The sequence below is a fragment of the Halosolutus halophilus genome, assembly GCF_022869805.1.
GTDB classification, from domain to species: Archaea; Halobacteriota; Halobacteria; order Halobacteriales; family Natrialbaceae; genus Halosolutus; species Halosolutus halophilus.
In genome coordinates this window covers 4,303,809-4,325,025 of record NZ_CP094974.1, presented here as the reverse complement: position 1 = coordinate 4,325,025, position 21,217 = coordinate 4,303,809, and the positions used below count along the sequence as shown (strand labels likewise).

Here is a 21,217-nt window from a genome sequence, read left to right as displayed (position 1 = left end):
ATCACCGTTCATGAGCCTTCGTGACTCGCTCACCGAACTGGGAGCGATACTCGACGGGGAGGAGATGACCGGCAGACAGGCGGCGATCATCGTCACCGTCTGGATGGGGGCTGTCGTCGCCTTTGGAGTGATCTCCTACCTCGTCGTGTTCGTGCTGATGGACTTCTGAGTCGATCGACGGTACCGGTACACGACGTAATTTCGCTGCTCCCGGTTCCAAAACGGATCCATTCGCCTACGTGGATTGAGTAGCCGTTTTTAGCGTATCGGTCAGGTCGGCCCGATACCGATCGACGAGTTCGCGAACGACGAGTCGATCGCGAGGATCGATACCGAGCACGTGGAGCGACACGATGTAGGCGACAACCCCAGCGACACTGCCGATTACGGGGGCGAGACTACTTGAAACGCTGACGCGGATCGCCCACATGACGAGCAGCGTGACGCCACCAGCCGCGATCGGCGTGAGGAGCGTTCGGTCGAACGGCCACAGGCCCTCGAACCGTCGGAGGAGGAGAACCTGAATTCCGTTCTGAATGGAGATCGCAAACGAAGTGCCGAGGGCGGCACCGACGAGGCCGAACTGTACGATGAACGTGTACGTCAACGCGATGTTGAGCGCGGCGAGGACCCAGTCGAGCAGCATTCGAGCGTACTGATGGTCGGTCATCATCAGTAGCCACCCGGTCGCCCCCACGGCACTGCCGACGAACACGCCGCCGAGATACACGACCAGTGGAACGTACCCCTGCGTGTACGTTGGGCCGAACAGCGCGAGGAGTTCCCGCCCGTACACGGTTAGTACGGCGAGAACGGGGACGACCGTGGTGACGATCAGCTGCGCGACGGACGTGTAAATCTCGTTGAGTACCTCGATCCGATCGTCGGCGTACAGTCCCGATGCGACCGGCGGTAACAGCTGGTTGAACGACTGCAGCGGGATCCACGCGATCGCTATCAACACGAGGAGGGCGTTGTACACGCCGGCCGAAACCGTCGTCAGCAACAGCCCCACCAGAAGCACGTCGACGCGGTTCTGGAACACTTTTCCGAGGCTACTCATCGCGACGGGAGCCGCATGATCGTAGAATCGTCGAAGCTCACTTCGCGCCTCGCGCAGGGACGGCACGATTCCCGTCACATGCGCCGCTATCGGGACGGCGAACGCCGCGAGTACGCCCGCGCTGATGACGATCGCGCCGGTGACTCCGACTACCGAGTATCCGAGGGCGAGTGCCGCGGTCGCACAGACGAGCCGAACCCCCGGGCGGAGCAACTTGTTGAACACGACTTCGCCGCGGGCGGAGCCGACTGCCCGGAAGCTTCCGGAGACGATCGTGACGACGCCGAGCAACAACACGAGGACTCCGAACCCGCGCATCGTCCGCACGAACGACGGCTGGTCGACGGTGAGTTCGTTGATCCGGGGGGCCAATCGCCAGACACTGACCGCCAGTACGACGCCAAATCCGACCGTCGTCGCGTACGCTAACCCGACGATGACCGACTGGCGCTTCGGCGTTCTTTCGTACGCGGGAACGTATCGCTGAAGCACGGGCACGCTCCCGAAGGTCACGATCCGGACGAGTATCTGTGCGATCCGCCATGCCATCGCGTACACGCCGTACGCCATCGGACCGAGGCCTCGCGCGAGGACGACCTCGACGGCCGTCGTCAATACTCGTTGTCCGGAAATGCCTCCGGACGTGACGACGGCACCGTGAGCGATAGTCAGGAGGGCTTCTCGCTCCTCGTCCGGAATCGTTTCTTCGTCGCCTCGACTCACTATTCGTACCCGTATCACTTCATCTGACGGTGAAAAGTCAATCGTTCCAGGGAATGTCGTATCGGTCGTTGCTCGATTCGTGCCGAATACGACGAAAGAGGCAACGAATCGAGCGATCCGATCGCCCTAAAGGCGGAGATCGCCGGAAAGCGGGAGAAGACTTCGTGTGCGAGACGCGCCGTAGACCCGACTTACTCGGCGTTCGGTTCTGATCAGTCCTCGAGCAGCGACTCGATCTCGTGTTGCTCGCGCAGCGTCTTCTTGTCGAACTTGCCCGTGGCGGTCTTCGGCACCTCGTCGATGTGAACGACGGCGTCAGGGGTCCACCAGTCCGGGTAGTCCTCCGCGAGGAACGCGTTGATCTCCTCGAGGAACGCGTCCTCGTCGATCGCGTCGTCGTCCGTCGGGACGACGAACGCGACCGGTCGTTCCTGCCACTTCTCGTGTGGCGCGCCGACGACGGTCGCCTCGCTGACGTCCTCGTGGGCCATGATGGCGTTCTCGAGTTCCTGCGAGGAGATCCACTCGCCGCCGCTCTTGATCACGTCTTTCGCGCGATCGACGATCTTGATGTAGCCGTCCTCGTCGACGGTGACGATGTCGCCGGTCTTGAGCCACGACCCCTCGAAGTCCTCCTCGTTGGCCTCGGGGCGCTTGAAGTAGGAGTCGGTCACCCACGGACCGCGAACGAGGAGTTCGCCGAAGTCCTCGCCGTTCCAGGGGATCTCGTTGCCGTCGTCGTCGACGACCTTGAACTCGAGGCCGGGGACGATCAGGCCTTGCTTGGCCTGCTTCGCGTACTGTTCTTCCTTCGGGATGTCCTCGAGGTCGGCCTTGAGGTGGGCGACCGACCCGATCGGGGACATCTCGGTCATCCCCCAGGCGTGGACGACCTCGACGCCCATGTCGTCGTACTGCCGGATGAGGCTCTCCGGGGCGGCGGAGCCGCCGATGACGATGCGATCGAGGCTCGAGAGGTCGGCGTCGTTCTCCGCTATGTACTCGAGGACGCCGAGCCAGACGGTCGGGACGCCGGCGGTCATCGTGACGCCTTCCTCCTCGATCAACTGGACCAGGTCGGCGGGATCGGGCGACGGCCCGGGGTAGACGTGTTTCGCGCCGGCGGCCGTGGTGGAGAACGGCAGCCCCCACGCGTTGACGTGGAACATCGGGACGACGGGCATGACGACGTCGTCCTCCTCGATGCCGAGGCCCTGCGGGGTCAGAGTTGCCATCGTGTGCGCCCAGAGCATCTGCTGGGTGTACTCGACCCCCTTCGGCTTGCCCGTGGTCCCCGAGGTGTAACACATCCCGGCGGGGTTCTCCTCGTCGAGTTCGGGCCAGTCGTACTCGTCGTCCTGATCGCCGACGAACGACTCGTAGTCGGTGACCGGTTCGAGACTGGTCTCGGGGACGTCCGAGCCCATGACGACGAACTGTTCGACGCTCTCGAAGGCCTCCTCGTCGTAGGCCGCCTCGAACGGCTCGAGCAGCGACTGGTCGACGAACAGCACCTTGTCCTCGGCGTTCTGGACGATGTACTGGACGTGTTCCGGCGGGAGCAGCGGGTTGATCGTGTGTAGCTGGCCGCCGATGTTCGGGGCCGCGAAGTAGACTTCGGCGTGCCGGTGGTGGTTCCAGCAGAACGTCCCGACCCGGTCGCCGTCCCCCACGCCCGCCTCCTCGAGGGCGTTCGCGAGCTGTCGCGTTCGATCGCCGTACTCGCTGTAGGTGTTGCGGACGATCCCCTCGTGGGTGCGCGAGACGACCTCCTGCTCGGGGTGGAGGCGCTCGGCACGCCACAGAAACGGCTTCAGTGTCTGGTCGTATCCTCCCATAATTTCGTACCAGTGGTTCCTAACGAATCGACTGTAATAATAGTAGGTGTCGGACCGCCGTTGGCCACCGAGTTCCACGTCTGGGATCGAGTGCGCCGATTCGCCGTTCCGGTCGCGAATCGGTACGTTGACGGCCAGGTTCGCTACACCGATCGACACCGCCGGTCACTCGAATTGAACTGCGTGGCCGTTCGACTGGTCGTATGGTCGCGTACCGGACGAAGATGGTCGAACGGATCAGGCTCCCGTCGCGGGAGCAACGTGAACGAACGCTCGCGGAGGCCGGCTACAACGTTTTCAACGTTCCCGCCGAGGACGTGTACATCGATCTGTTGACCGACAGCGGCACCGGCGCGATGAGCGACGAGCAGTGGGCCGCGCTCGTCCGGGCGGACGAGGCGTACGCCGGCTCGCGGAGCTTCGATCGGCTCGAGTCGGCCGTCGCGGACGTGATGGGCTTCGAGCACGTGATCCCGGCCCACCAGGGTCGGGGCGCGGAGAACGTCCTCTACGGCACGCTGCTCTCGACCGGGGACGTCGCCCTGAACAACACCCACTTCGACACCACGCGGGCCCACGTCGCGAACCAGGACGCCGACCCGATCGATTGCCCGGTCGACGAGGCCTACGACTTCGAGAGCGACGCCCCCTTCGGGGGGAACCTCTCGCTCGATCGGGCCCGGGAGGTCGTCGACGAAGTCGGTGCGGAACGGGTCCCGCTGGTCATCCAGACGATCACGAACAACTCGGCGGCGGGCCAGCCGGTCAGCGTCGAGAACACCCGTCGCGTGCGGGCGTTCGCGGACGAGATCGACGCGACGTTCGTCGTCGACGCCTGCCGGTTCGCGGAGAACGCCTACTTCGTCAAGCAGCGCGAAGACGAGTTCGCGAACGCTTCGGTGGCCGAGATCGCACGCGAACAGCTCTCGTACGCCGACGCCGTCGTGATGAGCGGCAAGAAAGACGGGCTGGTAAACGCCGGCGGGTTCGTCGCGACCGACGACCCCGACCTCTTCGAACGATGCAAACAGCGGGCGATCCTCTACGAGGGGTTCCTGACCTACGGCGGGATGGCCGGTCGCGACGTCGCGGCGATGGCCGTCGGACTGCGCGAGGCCGTCGAGGAGGCCTACGTGGCCGATCGGGTCGAACAGGTTCGCGAGTTCGGGTCGCTGCTCGGGGAGACCGGCGTCCCGGTCGCCACCGGCGGCCACGCGGTGTATCTCGACGCCGGGGCCGTCCTCTCGCACCTCTCGTCCGACGTGTTCCCCGGCCAGGCGCTCGTCTGCGAACTCTACCGCGAGGGCGGCATCCGCGGCGTCGAACTGGGGAGCTTCGCGTTCCCGGAGACCGATCGTCCCGAACTGGTCAGACTCGCGGTGCCGCGACGGACCTATCACCGGGAGCACTTCGACCACGTCGTCGAGACGGTCGAGACGGTCCTCGAGGCGCGATCGGAGGTCGGCGGGCTCCAGCTCGCGACCGAGCCGGCGATTCCCGAACTCAGACACTTCACCGCCGACCTCGAACCGGTGCCGTCGTAACGCCGGGCGTGGCTCGTCGAACGCGTGACCGTCGAAAAGCCGCGTTCCCGGCCCGCGACAGGGTCCCGTTATCGCCCCGCGATGACGTTCCTGGCGCGATCCGTGAGCGATGGCTCCGGGGCCGGTTCGGACTCGCTACCGAGACGTTGTTTCGCACGGGAGCGCAGTCCGGTCGACTGTCCACTCGTGCCGCCGGTGACCCAGTCGGGTAGCTGTGCCTCCAGTTCGGCCTGTTTTTCCGCCTTGATCTGGCTGTACTGTCGCAAGAGGAGTCCGACCCCGAGGAACAGGCCGGCGTCGACCAGTTCCCGTCGGAACCGCTCCGAGTCGTTCCGGACCGCGATCGCCTTCACGAGCGAGATGACGCCGATCGCGAGGTAGAGTTTCGAACTCCGCGAGGGGTCGCCGCTGAGCATCCGTTGTAGCGCCATGCGACCCGACGTACTACGTTCTCTCTGATAAAAGCCGCTGGCGATCGGACCGGTAACGAGAGCGTACTACACCCGTTCGCTCGTCTCCGCGACTCCCCGGTGGCGCTCGTCGTCGATCGGTTCGATCGCGAACCCGAGCGTCTCGTAGAACGGTCGGACGCCGTCGTCGAACCGCGCCGTCAGTCGGCCCTCGCGTTCGAGCGCGCGCTCGATCAGCGCGCGACCGATCCCGCGACCCCGGTGGCGACGGCGAACGCCGATCGCGGCGACGTGGCTGCCCCGATCGAGGGGTTCGAGGACGAGCGTGCCCAGGATCCGTTCGGCGTCGTCGCGGTCGTTCCCGTCCGTGCCGCCGCGTCGATCGCCGGCGACGAGAACGTCTCCCGCTGCGGTTCGGGACTCGACGTCGCCGGGTTCGAGCATCGCCGCGTCGAGGATGCGCCGGATCTCGAGGACGTCGTCGAGGGTTGCGGTGCGGACGTACATCTCGCTCGTTACGGTCGTCGATCGACGTCGGTCAACAACGCGTCGATTTCGGGCCGGTCCCGGATCGAGTCGTCCCGATCGGTCGCGACGACGGCGGTCCGTCTCATGGCTCGGGCTACGCCGCCCGTCCTCAAAACGGGTGGGCTTTCGTCGTCCGCGATCGTCTCGACGGGTTCCCCGTGCCGTATCCGACGGAACTGCGGTGGCGCGACAGCGTCACCGAGGACTGCCGCGTCCGTAACTGGTACCGGTTATCATTACGTCGTGTGCCGGAGGAAATGATTAAGGGATGGTGTGTGCTACTTCTTCGCAAGATGGGACACGAGCACGGTCGTATTCGATACCGCTCCGTAGACACCACCAGGTGCTCTGTCTCCGAACGATGGCCCGACCGGGGGGTGAGAGCCGATGAGCCTGATCGCGATCGTTGACATCGCGCATCCGGATCTCGCGCTGACGCCGACGATTCGCGAGCGTCCGGACGCGTCCATCGAGGTCATCCCACACTCGACGACGGATCCGGAGACGGGCCTGTTCTTTTTCCTCGTCGAAGGGACGGACGAGACGTTCGACGATGCGCTCGACCGGGATCACACGGTCGCGAACTGGACGCTCGTCGACGATCTCGGTTCGACGCGCATCTACCGGTTACAACACACCGACGAGACGAAACTCATCTCGCCGACGACGACCGAACTCGGGGGATTGATGCTGAAAGCGGAGAGCAACGATCGCGGCTGGACCGTTCGTCTCCACCTCCCCGATCGGGACGCGATCGCCACGCTGTGGGAGTTCTGCGAGGAGACGGACATCTCCTTCGAACTGCACCGAATGTTCCGCCAGAACGAGTGGTCGAACGGACTGACGCCGAAACTGACCGACGAACAACAGGCCGCGCTGGTGAGTGCCTACGAGGACGGGTACTTCGAGGAGCCTCGCGAAACCTCGCTCGAGGAACTCGCCGACCAGCTCGATATCTCGCCGACGGCCGTCGGCGGTCGCATCCGTCGCGGCACGGGCAAACTCGTCGAAATGACGCTGCTGGAGGACTAGCAACGACGGGTGCCGGCGTGGTCGACGGGGCGGAATTTCGAACGGCGCCGGTCGCAACCACCGCTCACACGGCGGTGAGGTGATCGTCACGAGGTTCGGCGAGCGCGCCGGTCAGTCGCACCTCGCGGATCGCGTCGAGCGTCTCGCCGACGGTGACCCCTTGCTCGCTTGCCGCCGCGACGACGATCCCGACGGGAACGCCGTCTTCGTACCGTGCGTCGAGGGCGTCGACGATCGCCAGCACGTCGTCGGTCGCCGGCACATCGAACGCGATGTCGGCGCGGGCGACCACGACGTCGTGTCCCGTGTGGCGGTGGTGACGGCGGTAGAAATCGACGATCTCGTTTGCCTCCGTGGCGTCGCTGGTGACCTCACAGTCCGGACACGTGGCGGCGAACGGGGCCTGCTGTTGGGGACTCATGTGTCGTGATCGTGGCGCGTCGGGCGGTTACGCATCGTACGTTTCGTAGGCCTCCTGTGCGAGTAGGTGGAGTCTGTGCACCGTGTGTTCGTTCGGGCCGAGCTGGGCCTGGGCGATCGCGCCGGATTGTAGCCCCCGCTGCTGGCGCTCGACCAGTTCGAAGTCCTCCTCCTGGAGCTGTCTGCTCGTCCGAACGAACTGCTCTTCCTCCTCGGTGAGTTCGGACTCTCTGAAGTAGTAGTCCGCGACGAGCTGGAACCGCCCCTCGTCGATCGGATCGATGATGTAGGTGCCGTACCCGTCGGCGGTCCCGTACATGTTGACCGCGAAGTTCGGCCAGAAGTAGTGGAACTGGGCTTCGTGCTCGTCGTGGATGCGCATCTCGTCGTCGACGTCTTCCTTGTGCTTGTAGTGGAGGACCCAGTGATAATCGTCGACCTCGAGTTCGGACTCGAGCAGTTCGAGGTTTTCGACCCAGTCCTGGTGGTTGGCCTGGCAGTGATCGCACTCCGAGTAGTTGCCGCCGAAGACCTTCCAGTTGCACTCGACTTCCGAGACGATTCGCCGGGCGAGCTGGTACTCCTCGAGCGGGAGCGACTCGAGCTCGGTCTCGAGCCGTCCGGCCTGTTCCGCGAGGGGCATCGGATCGTCGGCGAAGTTGACGAAGACGAACGGCCCGATGCGATCGCTGTGGACCTCCATGAGGGAGTTCTCTTCGGCGTCCAGCTCGGGGACGTCCTCGTCTTCGAGGTCCGGATTCAACGGTGCCTCCTCGAAACTCCGGGGCGTGCTCGCGAGGTCGCCGTCCAGGTCGTACGTCCAGAGGTGGTACGGACACTGGATCCGTCGCGCGTTGCCCGGATCGGTCATCGGCGTTTCCTCGACGATCGCGGACCCCCGGTGTGCGCAGACGTTGTAGAACGCCTGAACCTCGCCGTCGTGGTTCCGGAGGACGATGATCTCCCGATCGCCGATCGTCCGAGTGAAGTAATCCCCGGAGTCCGGGATGCAGTTCGCGTGGCCGGCGTACACCCAGTACTGGCCGAACACCGCGTCTTTCTCCATCTCGTGGACGTCCGGATCGGTAAAGTACCGCGCCGGGAGGGCGTTCGTCTCGTCGGTGATGTCGGGGCTCACTCGCTCTACCTCGTCGAGACCGTTGTTCCATCTGGTCATGCTCTGTGCCATGCCATGGCGTACCGTTCAATAAGGGTTGATCGCAGATGGTTCGGACGTATAAGTGGTGGCGGACGGTCGTGCCACCACGGCGGGCGGAGTCGGTCCGAAAGCGCCGCTCGAGACCGCTCCGCGCTCGACGGCCGACGTCAAAAAGGTGTGACGTGAGACAGCCGAACGCTATTGACCGTGTTCGTCGAAATGGACTGCAGTATGCCGACGACAGCAGAGCGGTACGACGTCATCGTCATCGGCGTCGGCGGGATGGGCAGCGCGACGACGTTTCACCTCGCCGGGCGCGGATACGACGTGCTGGGACTCGAGCGATACGACGTTCCCCACACGATGGGATCGTCGCACGGAATCACGCGGATCATCCGACGGGCCTACTACGAGCACCCGTCGTACATCCCCCTCATCGAGCGGGCGTACGAACTCTGGGACGACCTCGCGGACGAGACCGGCCGACCGGTGATCCACCGAACCGGCTCGATCGACGCTGGTCCCGAGGACAACGTCGTCTTCGAGGGCTCGCTGCGCTCGTGCCGGGAGTACGACATCCCTCACGAGGTCCTCACGAGCGAGGAGGTCAGCGAGCGGTTCCCCGGCTACCGACTCCCGGACAGACACCGGGCGCTGTACCAGCCCGACGGCGGGTTCGTCGTCCCCGAACAGTCGATCATCGGCCACGTCGAGGCGGCACAGGCTGCCGGTGCCGAGGTACGCGCCCGCGAACGGGTACGCGACTGGGAGCCGACCTCGGACGACGGCGTCCGCGTCGAGACCGATCGCGGCACGTACGAGGCCGAGAACCTGGTGCTCGCCGCCGGCGCGTGGAACTACAAGTTCACCGACGCGCTTGAGGGGCTCGCGGTCCCCGAACGACAGGTGCTGGGCTGGTTCCAGCCCGAGCGGCCGTCGGCGTTCGAACCCGAGAACTTCCCCGTCTGGAACCTGAAGGTGCCCGAGGGACGGTTCTACGGACTCCCGATCTACGACGTGCCCGGGTTCAAGATCGGCAAGTACCACCACCGCGACGAGCAGGTCGATCCCGACGACTACGCCACCGAGCCCGAACCCGAAGACGAACGGCTACTCCGCGAGGTCACGGCGAACTACTTCCCCGAGGCGAACGGTCCGACGATGCGGCTGGCGACCTGCATGTTCACGAACTCTCCCGACGAGCACTTCATCCTCGATACGCTCCCCGACCACCCGCAGGTGGCCGTCGGCGCGGGTTTCTCGGGTCACGGCTTCAAGTTCGCCAGCGTCATCGGCGAGATTCTCGCCGATTTCGCCGTCGACGGCGACACCGACCACCCGATCGACATGTTCCGACTCGATCGGTTCGACGAGGAGGAGTAACCCGTCGAGCGTCCGCCGGGGGAGTAGCGCGCCAGCGAGCGGTCGACCTATTCGCGGCGCGTCGCCTTTCCGGTCGATCGAGGGATGTCAGTTCCGTCGTCGTCTCCCGTCGTCCCGCGCTCAGTCCCGACCGTTGTTATACGCCACAGGTTATTCACCCGGATAGCTATGCCCGGTCGTCTGGCAGTAGCTATGTCATATGAGTACAGGGACCACACTTCCCGACACCGCGGGGACCGTCATCGTCGGCGCCGGTTGCGTCGGCTGTAGCGCCGCCTACCACCTGGCTCGTCTCGGTCGCGAGGACGTCGTCGTCGTCGACCAGGGGCCCCTGTTCGAGACCGGCGGTTCCACCTCGCACGCACCCGGGCTGGTGTTCCAGACGGCCGGAAACAGGCTGATGACCCGGATGGCATCGTACACGCGCGAGTTGTACGAGGACCTCGAGAGCTTCCGGACGTGTGGCGGCATCGAGGTCGCGTACACCGAGGACCGCTGGAACTACCTGAAACGAAAGCGCGAGCGGGGTCAGGCCCACGGTATCGAGGACGGCGAACTCCTCTCCCCCGGCGAGGTGGCCGAGCGCGTCCCACAGATCGACGAGGGAGTCATCCACGGCGGTTACTACGTCCCGACGGACGGCAAGGCCCACGCCGTCGACGCCTCGGCGACGATGGCCGAGCAGGCTCGCTCGGCGGGTGCCGAGTTCTACGGCGAGACGACCGTGACCGACCTCGAGACGAGCGACGGCGGGGTCGAGGCGGTCGTCACCGATCGCGGACGTATCGCGGCGGACGAGGTTCTCATCGCGACGAACATCTGGGGCCCGCTGTTCGGCGACATGGTCGACGTCGATATCCCGCTCGTTCCCTGCGCGCACCAGTATCTCGTCTCCGACGGTCTCGAGGCGCTTCGGGGCGCGAACCGCGAGATCGAACAGCCGCTGTTGCGCCACCAGGACCGATCGCTGTACTTCCGCCAGCACGGCGAATCCTACGGCGTCGGCTCGTACAACCACGAACCGCTGCTGGTCGACCCCGAGGACATCTACGGCCCGGAGAAACTCGAGGACCTGGGTCTGGAGTACCCGTCGCTGCGGGAGTTTACCGCGGAGCACTTCTACGAGAATACCCACCCGGATCACGACCAGACGGCCTACGACGCGGCCTGCGAACTCGTTCCCGAACTTCGGGACGCCGAGTTCGAGTCCGCGATCAACGGCATGTTCTGCTTTACTCCCGACGGGATGCCGATCCTGGGACCGACGGAATCGATCGACGGCCTCTGGTGGGCGCTAGCCATCTGGGTCACCCAGTCGGGCGGTGCCGGGAGTATCGTCGCTTACTGGATGGAAGACGGCGTTCCGCGACTCGACGGCGAGCGCGTCGACGCCACGCCGGCCCACCTCTCCCGGTTCCAGCCCCACGCCGGGTCGCGCGAGTATACCCGGGGTCGCGGCGCACAGCAGTACCAAGAAGTGTATCAGCTGATCCATCCGCGCGAACAGCCCGAAGTGCAGCGGTCGCTCCGCCGAAGCCCGTTCTACGAGCGCCAGGCCGAACTCGGTGCGGAGTTCTACGACGCCGGCGGCTGGGAGACGCCGCAGTGGTACGAGACCAACGAATCCCTGCTCGAGGAGTACGACGTTCCAGACAGGCCGGATTGGCTCGATCGGGGCTGGTCGAAGGCCCAGGGCGTCGAGCACCAGGCCGTCCGCGACCGCGTCGCGATGGTCGACATGACCACCTACACCGGGATCGAGGTGACGGGCGAGGGGGCCTGCGAGTTCCTCCAGAGCCTCCTGACGAACGACGTCGACGTCTCACCGGGCCGGATTCGCTACGCCGCGATGTGCAACGAGGACGGCGGCGTCCTCGCGGACGTGACGGCCGCCCGACTCGCGGCCGATCGGTACGTGCTGTTCACGGGCGGCGGCAACTCCGCGACCCTGCACTCCCGGTGGGTCCGCGAGCACGCGCCCGACGACGGCTCCGTGTCAGTGACGACCCGCGACTCGAGTCTCTGCGGCGTCGGCGTCTTCGGCCCCGACGCCCGCAACGTCCTGTCGCCGCTCGTCGAGGCCGATCTCTCGAACGACGCGTTCCCGTTCTACACCGCACGGGAGACCCACCTCGAGAGCCTTCCCGTCACGATGCTCCGGCTCTCCTACGCCGGCGAACTGGGCTGGGAACTCTACGCGCCGATGGAGTACGGCGCGCGGCTGTGGGAGACGATCGAAGACGCCGGGGACGAGTACGGCATCGTCCCGATGGGCTGGGCGGCCCTCGATTCGACGAGCATGGAGAAGGGGTTCCGGCTGTGGGGCACCGACGTCACTCCCGAGTACAATCCGTACGAGGCGGGCATCGGATTCGCGGTCGACCTCGAAACCGATTTCGTCGGCAAGGACGCGCTGGTCGCGGCGCGTGACGAGGGCATCGACCGAAAGATCGCTCCGATCACGCTCGACGAACCCGGGTCACTCGTCGACGCGGGCCACCCGGTGCTCGATCCGGACACCGACGGCGACGAGGTGCTCGGATACGTCGCTCGCGCGGACTACGGCTACACGATCGACGCGGGTATCGCCTACGCCTACCTGCCAGCCGACGTCGCCGAGGCGGGCCGTGCGGTCGAGATTCGCTACGAGAACGAGCGCCACGCCGCGACGGTACGGGACGGACCGCTGTTCGATCCCGACCGCGAACGAATGCTCCGGTGAGCCAATGAGCCGGGAGTCAAGGACCGTCGAATTCGCCGATATCGAGGCCGCTCGCGATCGACTCGACGACGAGTCGGTCGTCAAGCACACGCCGGTCGAGCGAAGCACGTCCCTCGACGAGCTAACGGGGGGCGAGGTCCACCTCAAGATGGAACACCTGCAGTGGACCGGCTCGTTCAAGACCCGCGGCGCGTACAACAAGATCGCGCAGTGCGCGGCCGACGGCGGGACCGAGCGGGTCGTCGCGGCCAGCGCCGGCAACCACGCGCAGGGCGTCGCCCTCGCGGCGACGAAACTCGGCGTCGACTCGACGATCGTCATGCCGAAAGGGGCACCTCAGGCGAAAGTCGACGCGACTCGAAGCTACGGCGCCGACGTCGAACTCGTCGGGACCGACTTCCGGGACGCGATGCGCCACGCGCGCGGACTCGTCGACGACGACGCGACGACGTTCGTCCACGCCTACGACGACCCTGCGATCGTCGCCGGCCAGGGAACGCTCGGCCTCGAGATGTACGAGGACCTGCCCGAGGTGGACACGATCGTCGTCCCGATCGGCGGTGGCGGGCTCATCTCCGGCATCGCGACTGCCTTCGCCGAACTGTCGCCGGAGACGCGCGTCGTCGGCGTCCAGGCCGCGGGGGCGGCGACCGTTCCAGAGAGCCTGCAGAAGGGCGATCCGGTCTCCCTCGAGTCGGTGACGACGATCGCCGACGGCATCGCCACGGGCGGGATCTCCCGGTTGACGCTCTCGCACATCGAGGAGCACGTCGACGAGGTGGTGACGGTGACCGACGGCGAGATCGCCCGTGCGATCCTGTTGCTGCTCGAGCGGGCGAAACAGGTCGTCGAAGGGGCGGGTGCGGCCTCGGTCGCGGCCGTCATCAGCGAGGAACTGGACGTCGCGGGCGAGACGGTGATGCCGCTTCTGTGTGGCGGCAACCTCGATATGACGATGCTCCAGACGGTGCTCGTCCACGCGTTGAGCGATCGGGAGCAACTGTTGCGCTTGCGCGTTCGGATCGACGACCAGCCGGGAAAGATGGAGGAGATTTCGGGGCTCATCGCCAGCCACAACGCCAACATCCAGACCGTCCGTCACGATCGATCGGCGCCGGAACTCGACGTCGGTGAGGCCCATCTGCTCTTTCAGATCGAGACCAGCGGTGCGGGGCAGTCTCGAGCGATCATCCGATCGATACGCGATCACGGATACGAGGTCAGACACGTCAACGCGTGACGCTACTGTGAGCGCGAGTCTCCTCCCGTCCGAGCGCTTAAAAGCATTGCTGGTAATTAAGATGAACACTGATGGGGGGGGCTTGTCAACAGGTGTCATGTCGTCCTGTGACATGAATGGCCGTCGTATGGCGGGTGGATGTGCCGCTCGACTGGCCGTCAGTCGCTCGAGTCTCGGGGCAACGACGCGACACGGTGACCAACAATGGATGATTCAGCCACACGCAGTACGGCAAGCCAGTTCTTCGACGAACTCGACACCGTCGTCTTCGGGATCGGGTTCGTCGTCGCGGCCGTCGCGGTACTCGGGTTCGTTCTCAGACCGGATACCGCGTACGGCTACATGGACAGTGTGAACAATTTCCTGTGGACGGCGCTCGGGTGGTGGTACCTGATCGCGATGTTCGCCCTCGTCGCGTTCGTCGCGTTCCTGATATTCGGGCCCTGGGGGAACATCAAACTCGGGGGCGACGACGAGGAACCCGAGTTTACGTTCCTCGCGTACTTCGCGATGCTGTATTCGGCGGGGATCGCCGCCGGGATCGTGTTCTGGGGGCCGGCCGAAGCGATCTTCCACTACGACGCCGTCTCGCCGTTCGTCGGTGCGGAGTCGCAGACGCCGGAGGCCGCCGTCGGTGCGATCCAGTACACGTTCTTCCACTGGGGCATCTCCGCATGGACCGCCTACGTGGTCATGGCCCTGCCGATCGCGTACTACGCCTACCGCCACGACGCGCCGTTGCGGATCTCGACGGTGCTCGCCCCCTGGGTCGGGATCGAGAACTTGGACGGACCGGTCGCGAAGTTCGTGGACGTGCTCGCAGTGTTCGCGACGATCGGCGGCGTCGCGACGACGCTCGGGCTGGTGGGGAACCAGTTCCTCGTCGGCGTCGAGTGGATGACCGGCGCGAGCGTCGGCGACGCCGGTACCGTGCTGGTGATCACCGGACTCACCGTCGCGTTCACCGTCTCGGTCGCACTCGGCGTGCGAAAGGGGATCCGTCGGCTCTCGTACTTCAACATGGCGCTGTTCGCCGTGATGACCGTCGCGACGTTCCTCCTCGGCCCCACGACGTACATCATGTCGATCGGGACCGAAGCGCTCGGCGCCTACCTCAACCAGTTCATCACGATGAGCTTCTACACCGGTGCCGGGGAGGCAACGGGGGGCGGCGTCGCCGGATGGGTCGGCGGTTGGACGGTCTTCTACTGGGCGTGGTGGTTCTCCTGGACGCCGTTCGTCGGGCTGTTCATCGCCCGCATCTCGCGCGGCCGCACGGTCAGACAGGTCGCGGTCACGGGCGTGGTCGCGTCCACTGGCGTGACCATCCCGTGGTTCGCCACGATGGGCGGGACGGCGATCTTCATGCAGGAGACCGGCCAGGCCGACATCCTCACCGTCATCAGCGAACTGGGCGAGGCCGGGTCCGGCTACCCGCTGTTCGAAGCGCTGCCGCTCGGCGGACTGCTGACGGTGCTGTTCCTCGTGCTCGTGACGACCTTCCTCGTCACGTCGGCCGATTCCTCGACGCTGGCACTCGGGATGCTCACCACCGGCGGTGTCGAACGGCCCTCGACCGTCAACCGGGTCATCTGGGGATTCCTCATCGGCGCGCTCGCGTCGCTACTGATGGTCACCGGCGGCGTCGACGCGCTGCAGGCGGCCGCGATTATCACCGGCGGACCGTTCTCGGTTATCGCCCTGATCGCCGTCGCCTCGATGGGGCTCTCGTTCGGGACCGAACGCCCGCTGTTCCTCCGGGACGAGGACGGCGTCGAGGTGCCCGGTTCGGGCGACGTCATCGGCGGCGCACAGGACGACGACTGAGGCGTCGCTGCCCGTCCGTCGCTGCCCGTTCGACGCTGGCTCCGAGTGATGCCGAGACGAACTCGTCGAAACGCCCACTGGACGACAGGAGCGGCGGCCCGAAGAATAGAGCCCGTGCTCAAACGACAGGGTTGATAGGCACAGTTCCGCCCGACAGTCTGGATCGTGCTGGTGACAATCCTCGTATTTCTCTGCCTCCGCCGGAAGGTCGACGGCGGTTACCTCGGGACCAGCGAGACGGGCTTAGTCGTCCCGATAGCGGGCGCCGTCTCGTGGGAAGAACCTCTCTTCGCCCCGATAGTGGGTGCCGTCTCGTAGCGAAAACCTCTCTTCGGTCAGATGCCGACGTGGACCGTCTGGTATCTCCTCGGGTCAACGGTATCCCGACAGATAGTACGGAACATATTCGACCCGCGGAACAGGACGTCCTCTACGGTTCGTTGATGGACGAAACCATTAATTTGCAGTCCACATACTCCATCGTATGGGACAGTACAGTTCCCCTGATTACGCATTCCTGACCAAAACCGGGTTCCTGATCGGACTCGGGCTGTTCGCACTCGGAGCGGGTGGTGAACTCATCGGCCACGCGTTCTTCGATCAACTCCCGACGTGGGAAGAGACGCTGTTTTTGTACTCCGAAATAGTCGGTCTTCTGATCGGCTTTTTCTCGCCGTTCGTCTTCGGAATCTTCCTTCCGCTCACGAAGTCGTAGGGATCATCGAGTGTCCGTAGCGACGCTTCATCGTACCGAAATAGACCGGCCTAGACGCCGTGAACGCGTAGCTACCGGGACGCGGAAAAATAAGTGATTCGCCGCTCGTCGGTCCGTTCGATGGACCTCACTCCTTCGGACTGATCTTCCCCGCAAACGTCTGGAAGGTGATCGTCTCGTCCGGGATGTGGAAGGTGTCCGTCGCGAACTCGTAGTCGTTCTCCGGCGTCTCGGCGGTCCAGATGATGTAGGCGAACTCGCCTTCGACGAGTTCTTCCTCCATAGTGATCGACGCGTCCGGATCGTCGAACTCGTCGAAGAGGTTCGTGAACAGTCCCTCGATCTCCTCGAGTCCGCGAAACGTTCCCATGTTGGTGACGACGGTCGATTCGTCGGTGTAATCCTCCATGACCGCCTCGAGATCCTGGTTTCCGAAGGCCTCGAGGTGGTGCTCTAGTACGGATTCGGTCGTTGTCATGCGTATCCCCTCCCGCCGGTCGGCCGCTCCGGCAAGGCTGTCGATAGTTCAACACAACCAGTATTAACGATTCCGTCGGTCTCGGCGACACGAGACTCGTCGGGGGGCCCGTATCGCGGCGCGATCGGTGAGTGCGACTACTCGTAGACGGGGAACGACTCGCAGAGGTCGTCGACCGTCCCGGAAACCCGTTCGAGCGTCGCGTCGTCTTCGGGAGCCTCGAGGACGTCGGCGATGAGGTGGGCGACCGTTTCGATCCCCTCGGCACCGAACCCGCGCGTCGTCAGTGCGGGCGTGCCGATCCGGATCCCGCTGGTGACGAACGGCGATCGCGTCTCGCCCGGGACCGTGTTCTTGTTGACGACGATGCCGACGGCCGACAGTGCAGCCTCGGCGTCCGCCCCGGTGAGGTCGGGGTGAGACTCGCGGAGGTCGACGAGCACGAGGTGTTTGTCGGTGCCGCCGGAGACCAGCGAAACCCCTCGATCCTGGAGGACGTCCGCGAGCGCCGTCGCGTTCGTGACGGTTCGCTCGGCGTACTCCTCGAACGCCGGCGTCGACGCCTCCTCGAAGCCGACGGCCTTGCCGGCGATGTTGTGCATGAGCGGACCGCCCTGGCTGCCCGGGAAGACCGCGCTGTCGACGTCGTCCGCGTACTCCTCGTCGCACATGATGATGCCGCCGCGACCGGACCGAATGGTCTTGTGCGTGCTCCCGGTGACGAACGCCGCGTGCCCGATCGGACTCGAGTGGACGCCCGCCGCGACGAGGCCCGTGATGTGGGCGATGTCAGCGAGGTGGTGTGCGTCGACCTCGGCGGCGATGTCGCCGATGCGCTCCCAGTCGAACTCGCGGGGATACGCCGAGGAGCCGCTGACGATCACGTCGGGGTCGACCTCGTGGGCCTGTTCGGCGAGCGCGTCGTAGTCGATGTACCCGGTCTCGGGGTCGACCTCGTACTGGTCGACCTCGTACAACTGACCGGAGAAGTTGACGTGGTGGCCGTGGCTGAGGTGGCCGCCGTGTGTCAGGTCCAGTGAGAGGATCGTGTCGCCCGGCTCGAGGGCGGCGAAGTAGACGCCCATGTTCGCCTGGGTCCCCGAGTGAGGCTGGACGTTGACGTGATCGGCTCCCCACAGCCCCTTCGCCCGTTCGATGGCCAGCCGCTCGACTTCGTCGACGTATTCGCAACCGCCGTAGTAGCGCGCCCCGGGATAGCCTTCGGCGTACTTGTTGGTCAGTACCGTTCCCTGGGCCGCCAGAACGGCCTCGGAAACGTGGTTCTCCGACGCGATCATTCCGAGCGTCGACTCCTGTCGCTCGCGTTCCCGCTCGACGGCGTCGGCGACCGCCGGATCGACTTCTTTGAGTGGGGATGGCATACCATAACCATCGAGCAATCCGTCCAAGTATCTTGCTCACAGGTGATCGACCCGTTGAAAAGTTCGCTCACCTTCGATCGGTGCGCACGGACGGACGACCGTCATCGGCGTTCGAGGTCGCCCCTCACCCGCCTTTGATCAGCCGCAACACCGTCACGTGGTCGTGTTCGACCGGCTGATCCTCGGGGACGGGGCGGCCGTCGACGAGGACGCTCACCTCGTGGGGGCTGAGGTCGACTTCGCGGAGCAGATCGGCGTAGGTCGGCCCGCGATCGCCGTCGGTCCCCACCGCGTCGAGATCGAACTCGTGGGTGTCCTCGCCCTTGACGTCGACGGTGACGTGCATACCCGTCCTTACGAGCGGGGGTTCTTGAGGTCGTTGTTTGCGCGGTTCGAGCCCCGGAGAGCCGAGAACCGCGGATACGCGATCGCCGCCGCCCTACTCCGCGGCGGGGCCCCCGGTCTGGGCCGGCGTCGGGGTCTCGCGGGTCTGGCGGCGGCGCGCGTAGAGCCCGATCGAGAGCGCGCCGAGGCCGAGCAGGAGGATCACGAAGTTGATGAGGTCGCCGAGAACGGGGATCAGCCCGAGGATCGCGCCGCCGAGCAGGCCGACGACGAGCGCGAGCCAGCGGTTCTCGACGCCGGCGGCGGCGAGGAGCCACGCGGCGACGGCGAACCGACCGTAGACGACGCCGATCCACACCAGGAGTCCGAACAGGAAGCCGCCGACGATGCTGACGGGGATGCCGACGATCGTGATCGCGATCGCGACCAGCAGGATCGGCACGCCGACGAGCACGCCGAGTCCTGCGAGGCCGGTCCTGACCGGGTCGGTCGCGACCCGACGGGCGACGTCGGCGGAGAACCGGGGGAACAGCGCGAGCAGGGCCGCGCCGAGCAAGAGGTTCATGACGAACGCGTAGGCCGCGAAGAGCCATTCGGTGATCGGCTGGAGCGTCGGTTCGGTCCCCACCCCGATCCGCGAATCCTCCGTGATCGTGCCCGCGACCGCGTCGGTGTTCCCCTCGAGCGTGCCGCCGTACCGGAGGTCGCCGTCGATCGCGGCGTTCTCGCCGAGTCGGATCGTCTCCGCGCCGATCGCGGCGTCGCCCTCGATCGTCCCGTCGATCTCGACCGTGCCGGCGCCCGCCTCGAGCGAGCCGCCGATCGTCGCCCCCTCGGCGACGACGAGGTTCCCGCCCGCGCCGCTGACGTCGCCGTCGACGGTGCCGCTGATCTCGACGTTGCCGGCCACCGCCTCGACGTTGCCGCCGACATCGCCCTCGATGTGGACGTTCCCGGCGAAGGCGCTCACGTCGCCGGTGACGGTGCCGCGGACGATCACGTTTCCGGCGAAGGTCTCTATCTCGTCGACCGTCTCGCCCTCCTCGACGACGACCGTGCCGCCGGCCCGCTCGTCCGACTGGGCGACGGCCGTCGGTATCGCGATCGTTCCGGCGACGATCCCGAGCAGGATCGCGACCGTCAGGACCCTCCGGAGCCGCGTCGTGCGTGTCACACAGCTAACTTCATCCTCGAACGGCAAAAACGGACACCGCTCTCGTCGGGAGTGATGAAAATACAAATTCGCTGTCGGTTCGGCGGGATCGGGCGTCGGTCCGCCCGTGACAGTTCTCGGGCCACCGTCGTTCGTACGCGGGACTGGCGGCCACTTGGGCTGCAGCCAGCACTCGGCGAGCACGGCCTTCGGGCGATTTATCTGCGGGCCGCCCTTTGCGATCGGTATGAGCGAGGCCGACGCCGAGGCGGCGGAGCCGACTCCCGGCAAGACCGAGGTCTGGATCGAGAAGTACCGGCCGGAACGGCTCGACGAGATCAAGGGCCACGAGAATATCATCCCGCGACTGCAGCGGTACGTCGAGCAGGACGACCTCCCCCACCTCATGTTTGCGGGGCCGGCCGGAACCGGAAAAACCACCGCGTCACAGGCTGTAGCCCGCGAAATATACGGTAACGACTGGCGCGAGAACTTCCTCGAACTCAACGCCTCCGACCAGCGCGGGATCGACGTCGTTCGCGATCGGATCAAGGACTTCGCGCGCTCCTCCTTCGGCGGCTACGACCACCGAATCATCTTCCTGGACGAGGCCGACGCGCTGACCAGCGACGCCCAATCCGCGCTGCGCCGAACGATGGAGCAGTTCTCGAACAACACCCGGTTCATCCTCTCGTGTAACTACTCGAGCCAGATCATCGACCCCATCCAGTCGCGGTGCGCAGTCTTCCGCTTTACCGAACTCTCCGGGGAGGCGATCGAGGCGCAGGTGCGCGAGATCGCCGAGACCGAGGCGATCGAGGTGACCGACGACGGCGTCGACGCGCTCGTCTACGCGGCCGACGGCGACATGCGCAAGGCGATCAACGCCCTGCAGGCCGCCGCAGTAATGGGCGAGACCGTCGACGAGGACACCGTCTTCGCGCTCACCTCGACGGCCCGCCCCGAGGAAGTCGAAGCGATGGTCGAGCACGCGATCGACGGCGACTTCACGGCCGCCCGTGCGGCGCTGGACGATCTGCTGACCGATCGCGGTCTCGCCGGCGGGGACGTCATCGACCAGCTTCACCGCTCCGCGTGGGAGTTCGACGTCCCCGAGCGGACGACGGTGCATCTGCTCGAGCGACTCGGCGAAGTGGACTACCGGATCACCGAGGGGGCCAACGAGCGGCTACAACTGGAAGCGCTGCTCGCGTCGCTGGCACTCGAGGAATAACCCGGTCGGCGTCCCGATCGA

Annotated in this window: 19 protein-coding genes; 9 read left to right on the top strand and 10 right to left on the bottom strand. The window is 65.6% G+C overall.

What is annotated here, in order from left to right; all coding sequences use genetic code 11:
- Positions 1 to 10: 10 nt before the first annotated feature.
- Complete coding sequence (locus tag MUG98_RS21290; protein WP_265109426.1) at positions 11 to 169, top strand: hypothetical protein; 159 nt, start codon at positions 11 to 13, stop codon at positions 167 to 169.
- Between the two features lie 66 nt (positions 170 to 235).
- Here MUG98_RS21290 and MUG98_RS21285 read toward each other — a convergent pair whose 3' ends face one another.
- On the bottom strand, positions 236 to 1,786 hold the full coding sequence (locus tag MUG98_RS21285; RefSeq protein ID WP_265109425.1) for a lipopolysaccharide biosynthesis protein: 1,551 nt from the start codon (positions 1,784 to 1,786) through the stop codon (positions 236 to 238).
- Positions 1,787 to 1,998: 212 nt separating this feature from the next.
- Positions 1,999 to 3,624, bottom strand: a complete 1,626-nt coding sequence (locus tag MUG98_RS21280; protein ID WP_265109424.1) for a long-chain fatty acid--CoA ligase — start codon at positions 3,622 to 3,624, stop codon at positions 1,999 to 2,001.
- Between the two features lie 203 nt (positions 3,625 to 3,827).
- Here MUG98_RS21280 and MUG98_RS21275 point away from each other — a divergent pair, with 203 nt between their 5' ends.
- Positions 3,828 to 5,168 (top strand): tryptophanase, encoded by a 1,341-nt coding sequence (locus MUG98_RS21275; RefSeq protein WP_265109423.1) that lies wholly within the window; start codon positions 3,828 to 3,830, stop codon positions 5,166 to 5,168.
- 68 nt (positions 5,169 to 5,236) lie between these two features.
- On the opposite strand, the gene MUG98_RS21270 is transcribed toward MUG98_RS21275, so the two are convergent.
- Together MUG98_RS21270 and MUG98_RS21265 are read right to left on the bottom strand one after the other, a co-directional pair.
- Positions 5,237 to 5,599, bottom strand: a complete 363-nt coding sequence (locus tag MUG98_RS21270; protein ID WP_265109422.1) for a hypothetical protein — start codon at positions 5,597 to 5,599, stop codon at positions 5,237 to 5,239.
- A gap of 66 nt (positions 5,600 to 5,665) precedes the next feature.
- Positions 5,666 to 6,085 carry a GNAT family N-acetyltransferase gene (locus MUG98_RS21265; protein WP_265109421.1) on the bottom strand — a complete coding sequence of 140 codons (420 nt, stop codon included), beginning with the start codon at positions 6,083 to 6,085 and terminating at the stop codon, positions 5,666 to 5,668.
- Positions 6,086 to 6,493: 408 nt separating this feature from the next.
- Between MUG98_RS21265 and MUG98_RS21260 the strand changes: the two genes are divergently transcribed.
- The gene (locus MUG98_RS21260; RefSeq protein WP_265109420.1) at positions 6,494 to 7,138 is read left to right on the top strand and encodes a helix-turn-helix domain-containing protein; all 645 of its coding nucleotides are present in this window, start codon (positions 6,494 to 6,496) and stop codon (positions 7,136 to 7,138) included.
- Between the two features lie 64 nt (positions 7,139 to 7,202).
- Here the strand turns inward: MUG98_RS21260 and MUG98_RS21255 are convergent, their stop codons facing one another.
- Together MUG98_RS21255 and MUG98_RS21250 are read right to left on the bottom strand one after the other, a co-directional pair.
- On the bottom strand, positions 7,203 to 7,559 hold the full coding sequence (locus MUG98_RS21255; RefSeq protein WP_265109419.1) for a hypothetical protein: 357 nt from the start codon (positions 7,557 to 7,559) through the stop codon (positions 7,203 to 7,205).
- Positions 7,560 to 7,586: 27 nt separating this feature from the next.
- Positions 7,587 to 8,735: an aromatic ring-hydroxylating oxygenase subunit alpha gene (locus MUG98_RS21250; RefSeq protein ID WP_265109418.1), complete on the bottom strand. Its 1,149-nt coding sequence runs from the start codon at positions 8,733 to 8,735 to the stop codon at positions 7,587 to 7,589.
- A 213-nt stretch (positions 8,736 to 8,948) separates the two neighbouring features.
- Here MUG98_RS21250 and solA point away from each other — a divergent pair, with 213 nt between their 5' ends.
- The 5 genes from solA (at position 8,949) to MUG98_RS21225 (ending at position 16,604) form a co-directional block, all read left to right on the top strand.
- Positions 8,949 to 10,100 (top strand): N-methyl-L-tryptophan oxidase, encoded by a 1,152-nt coding sequence (gene solA, locus MUG98_RS21245; RefSeq protein ID WP_265109417.1) that lies wholly within the window; start codon positions 8,949 to 8,951, stop codon positions 10,098 to 10,100.
- Positions 10,101 to 10,299: 199 nt separating this feature from the next.
- Complete coding sequence (locus MUG98_RS21240; protein ID WP_265109416.1) at positions 10,300 to 12,822, top strand: GcvT family protein; 2,523 nt, start codon at positions 10,300 to 10,302, stop codon at positions 12,820 to 12,822.
- Between the two features lie 4 nt (positions 12,823 to 12,826).
- Positions 12,827 to 14,062: a threonine ammonia-lyase gene (gene ilvA, locus MUG98_RS21235; protein ID WP_265109415.1), complete on the top strand. Its 1,236-nt coding sequence runs from the start codon at positions 12,827 to 12,829 to the stop codon at positions 14,060 to 14,062.
- 204 nt (positions 14,063 to 14,266) lie between these two features.
- Complete coding sequence (locus MUG98_RS21230; RefSeq protein ID WP_265109414.1) at positions 14,267 to 15,889, top strand: BCCT family transporter; 1,623 nt, start codon at positions 14,267 to 14,269, stop codon at positions 15,887 to 15,889.
- Between the two features lie 484 nt (positions 15,890 to 16,373).
- Complete coding sequence (locus tag MUG98_RS21225; RefSeq protein ID WP_265109413.1) at positions 16,374 to 16,604, top strand: DUF7860 family protein; 231 nt, start codon at positions 16,374 to 16,376, stop codon at positions 16,602 to 16,604.
- Between the two features lie 127 nt (positions 16,605 to 16,731).
- Here MUG98_RS21225 and MUG98_RS21220 read toward each other — a convergent pair whose 3' ends face one another.
- The 4 genes from MUG98_RS21220 to MUG98_RS21205 form a co-directional block, all read right to left on the bottom strand.
- Positions 16,732 to 17,082 carry a nuclear transport factor 2 family protein gene (locus MUG98_RS21220; protein ID WP_265109412.1) on the bottom strand — a complete coding sequence of 117 codons (351 nt, stop codon included), beginning with the start codon at positions 17,080 to 17,082 and terminating at the stop codon, positions 16,732 to 16,734.
- A gap of 137 nt (positions 17,083 to 17,219) precedes the next feature.
- The gene (glyA, locus tag MUG98_RS21215; RefSeq protein ID WP_265109411.1) at positions 17,220 to 18,464 is read right to left on the bottom strand and encodes a serine hydroxymethyltransferase; all 1,245 of its coding nucleotides are present in this window, start codon (positions 18,462 to 18,464) and stop codon (positions 17,220 to 17,222) included.
- Between the two features lie 124 nt (positions 18,465 to 18,588).
- Positions 18,589 to 18,810, bottom strand: coding sequence for a ubiquitin-like small modifier protein SAMP2 (gene samp2 / locus MUG98_RS21210; RefSeq protein WP_265109410.1), 222 nt, complete (start codon positions 18,808 to 18,810; stop codon positions 18,589 to 18,591).
- Between the two features lie 93 nt (positions 18,811 to 18,903).
- Positions 18,904 to 19,983 (bottom strand): bactofilin family protein, encoded by a 1,080-nt coding sequence (locus MUG98_RS21205; RefSeq protein WP_265109409.1) that lies wholly within the window; start codon positions 19,981 to 19,983, stop codon positions 18,904 to 18,906.
- A 226-nt stretch (positions 19,984 to 20,209) separates the two neighbouring features.
- On the opposite strand from MUG98_RS21205, the gene MUG98_RS21200 reads away from it, so the two are divergent.
- Positions 20,210 to 21,196 carry a replication factor C small subunit gene (locus MUG98_RS21200; RefSeq protein ID WP_265109408.1) on the top strand — a complete coding sequence of 329 codons (987 nt, stop codon included), beginning with the start codon at positions 20,210 to 20,212 and terminating at the stop codon, positions 21,194 to 21,196.
- Positions 21,197 to 21,217 lie beyond the last annotated feature (21 nt).

Bases quoted from the DNA above. Each gene is read 5' to 3' on its own strand.
- MUG98_RS21290 (WP_265109426.1), top strand. From the start codon at position 11: ATGAGCCTTCGTGACTCGCTCACCGAACTGGGAGCGATACTCGACGGG.
- MUG98_RS21280 (WP_265109424.1), bottom strand. From the start codon at position 3,624: ATGGGAGGATACGACCAGACACTGAAGCCGTTTCTGTGGCGTGCCGAG.
- MUG98_RS21275 (WP_265109423.1), top strand. From the start codon at position 3,828: ATGGTCGCGTACCGGACGAAGATGGTCGAACGGATCAGGCTCCCGTCG.
- MUG98_RS21270 (WP_265109422.1), bottom strand. From the start codon at position 5,599: ATGGCGCTACAACGGATGCTCAGCGGCGACCCCTCGCGGAGTTCGAAA.
- MUG98_RS21265 (WP_265109421.1), bottom strand. From the start codon at position 6,085: ATGTACGTCCGCACCGCAACCCTCGACGACGTCCTCGAGATCCGGCGC.
- MUG98_RS21260 (WP_265109420.1), top strand. From the start codon at position 6,494: ATGAGCCTGATCGCGATCGTTGACATCGCGCATCCGGATCTCGCGCTG.
- MUG98_RS21255 (WP_265109419.1), bottom strand. From the start codon at position 7,559: ATGAGTCCCCAACAGCAGGCCCCGTTCGCCGCCACGTGTCCGGACTGT.
- MUG98_RS21250 (WP_265109418.1), bottom strand. From the start codon at position 8,735: ATGACCAGATGGAACAACGGTCTCGACGAGGTAGAGCGAGTGAGCCCC.
- solA (WP_265109417.1), top strand. From the start codon at position 8,949: ATGCCGACGACAGCAGAGCGGTACGACGTCATCGTCATCGGCGTCGGC.
- MUG98_RS21240 (WP_265109416.1), top strand. From the start codon at position 10,300: ATGAGTACAGGGACCACACTTCCCGACACCGCGGGGACCGTCATCGTC.
- ilvA (WP_265109415.1), top strand. From the start codon at position 12,827: ATGAGCCGGGAGTCAAGGACCGTCGAATTCGCCGATATCGAGGCCGCT.
- MUG98_RS21230 (WP_265109414.1), top strand. From the start codon at position 14,267: ATGGATGATTCAGCCACACGCAGTACGGCAAGCCAGTTCTTCGACGAA.
- MUG98_RS21225 (WP_265109413.1), top strand. From the start codon at position 16,374: ATGGGACAGTACAGTTCCCCTGATTACGCATTCCTGACCAAAACCGGG.
- MUG98_RS21220 (WP_265109412.1), bottom strand. From the start codon at position 17,082: ATGACAACGACCGAATCCGTACTAGAGCACCACCTCGAGGCCTTCGGA.
- glyA (WP_265109411.1), bottom strand. From the start codon at position 18,464: ATGCCATCCCCACTCAAAGAAGTCGATCCGGCGGTCGCCGACGCCGTC.
- samp2 (WP_265109410.1), bottom strand. From the start codon at position 18,810: ATGCACGTCACCGTCGACGTCAAGGGCGAGGACACCCACGAGTTCGAT.
- MUG98_RS21200 (WP_265109408.1), top strand. From the start codon at position 20,210: ATGAGCGAGGCCGACGCCGAGGCGGCGGAGCCGACTCCCGGCAAGACC.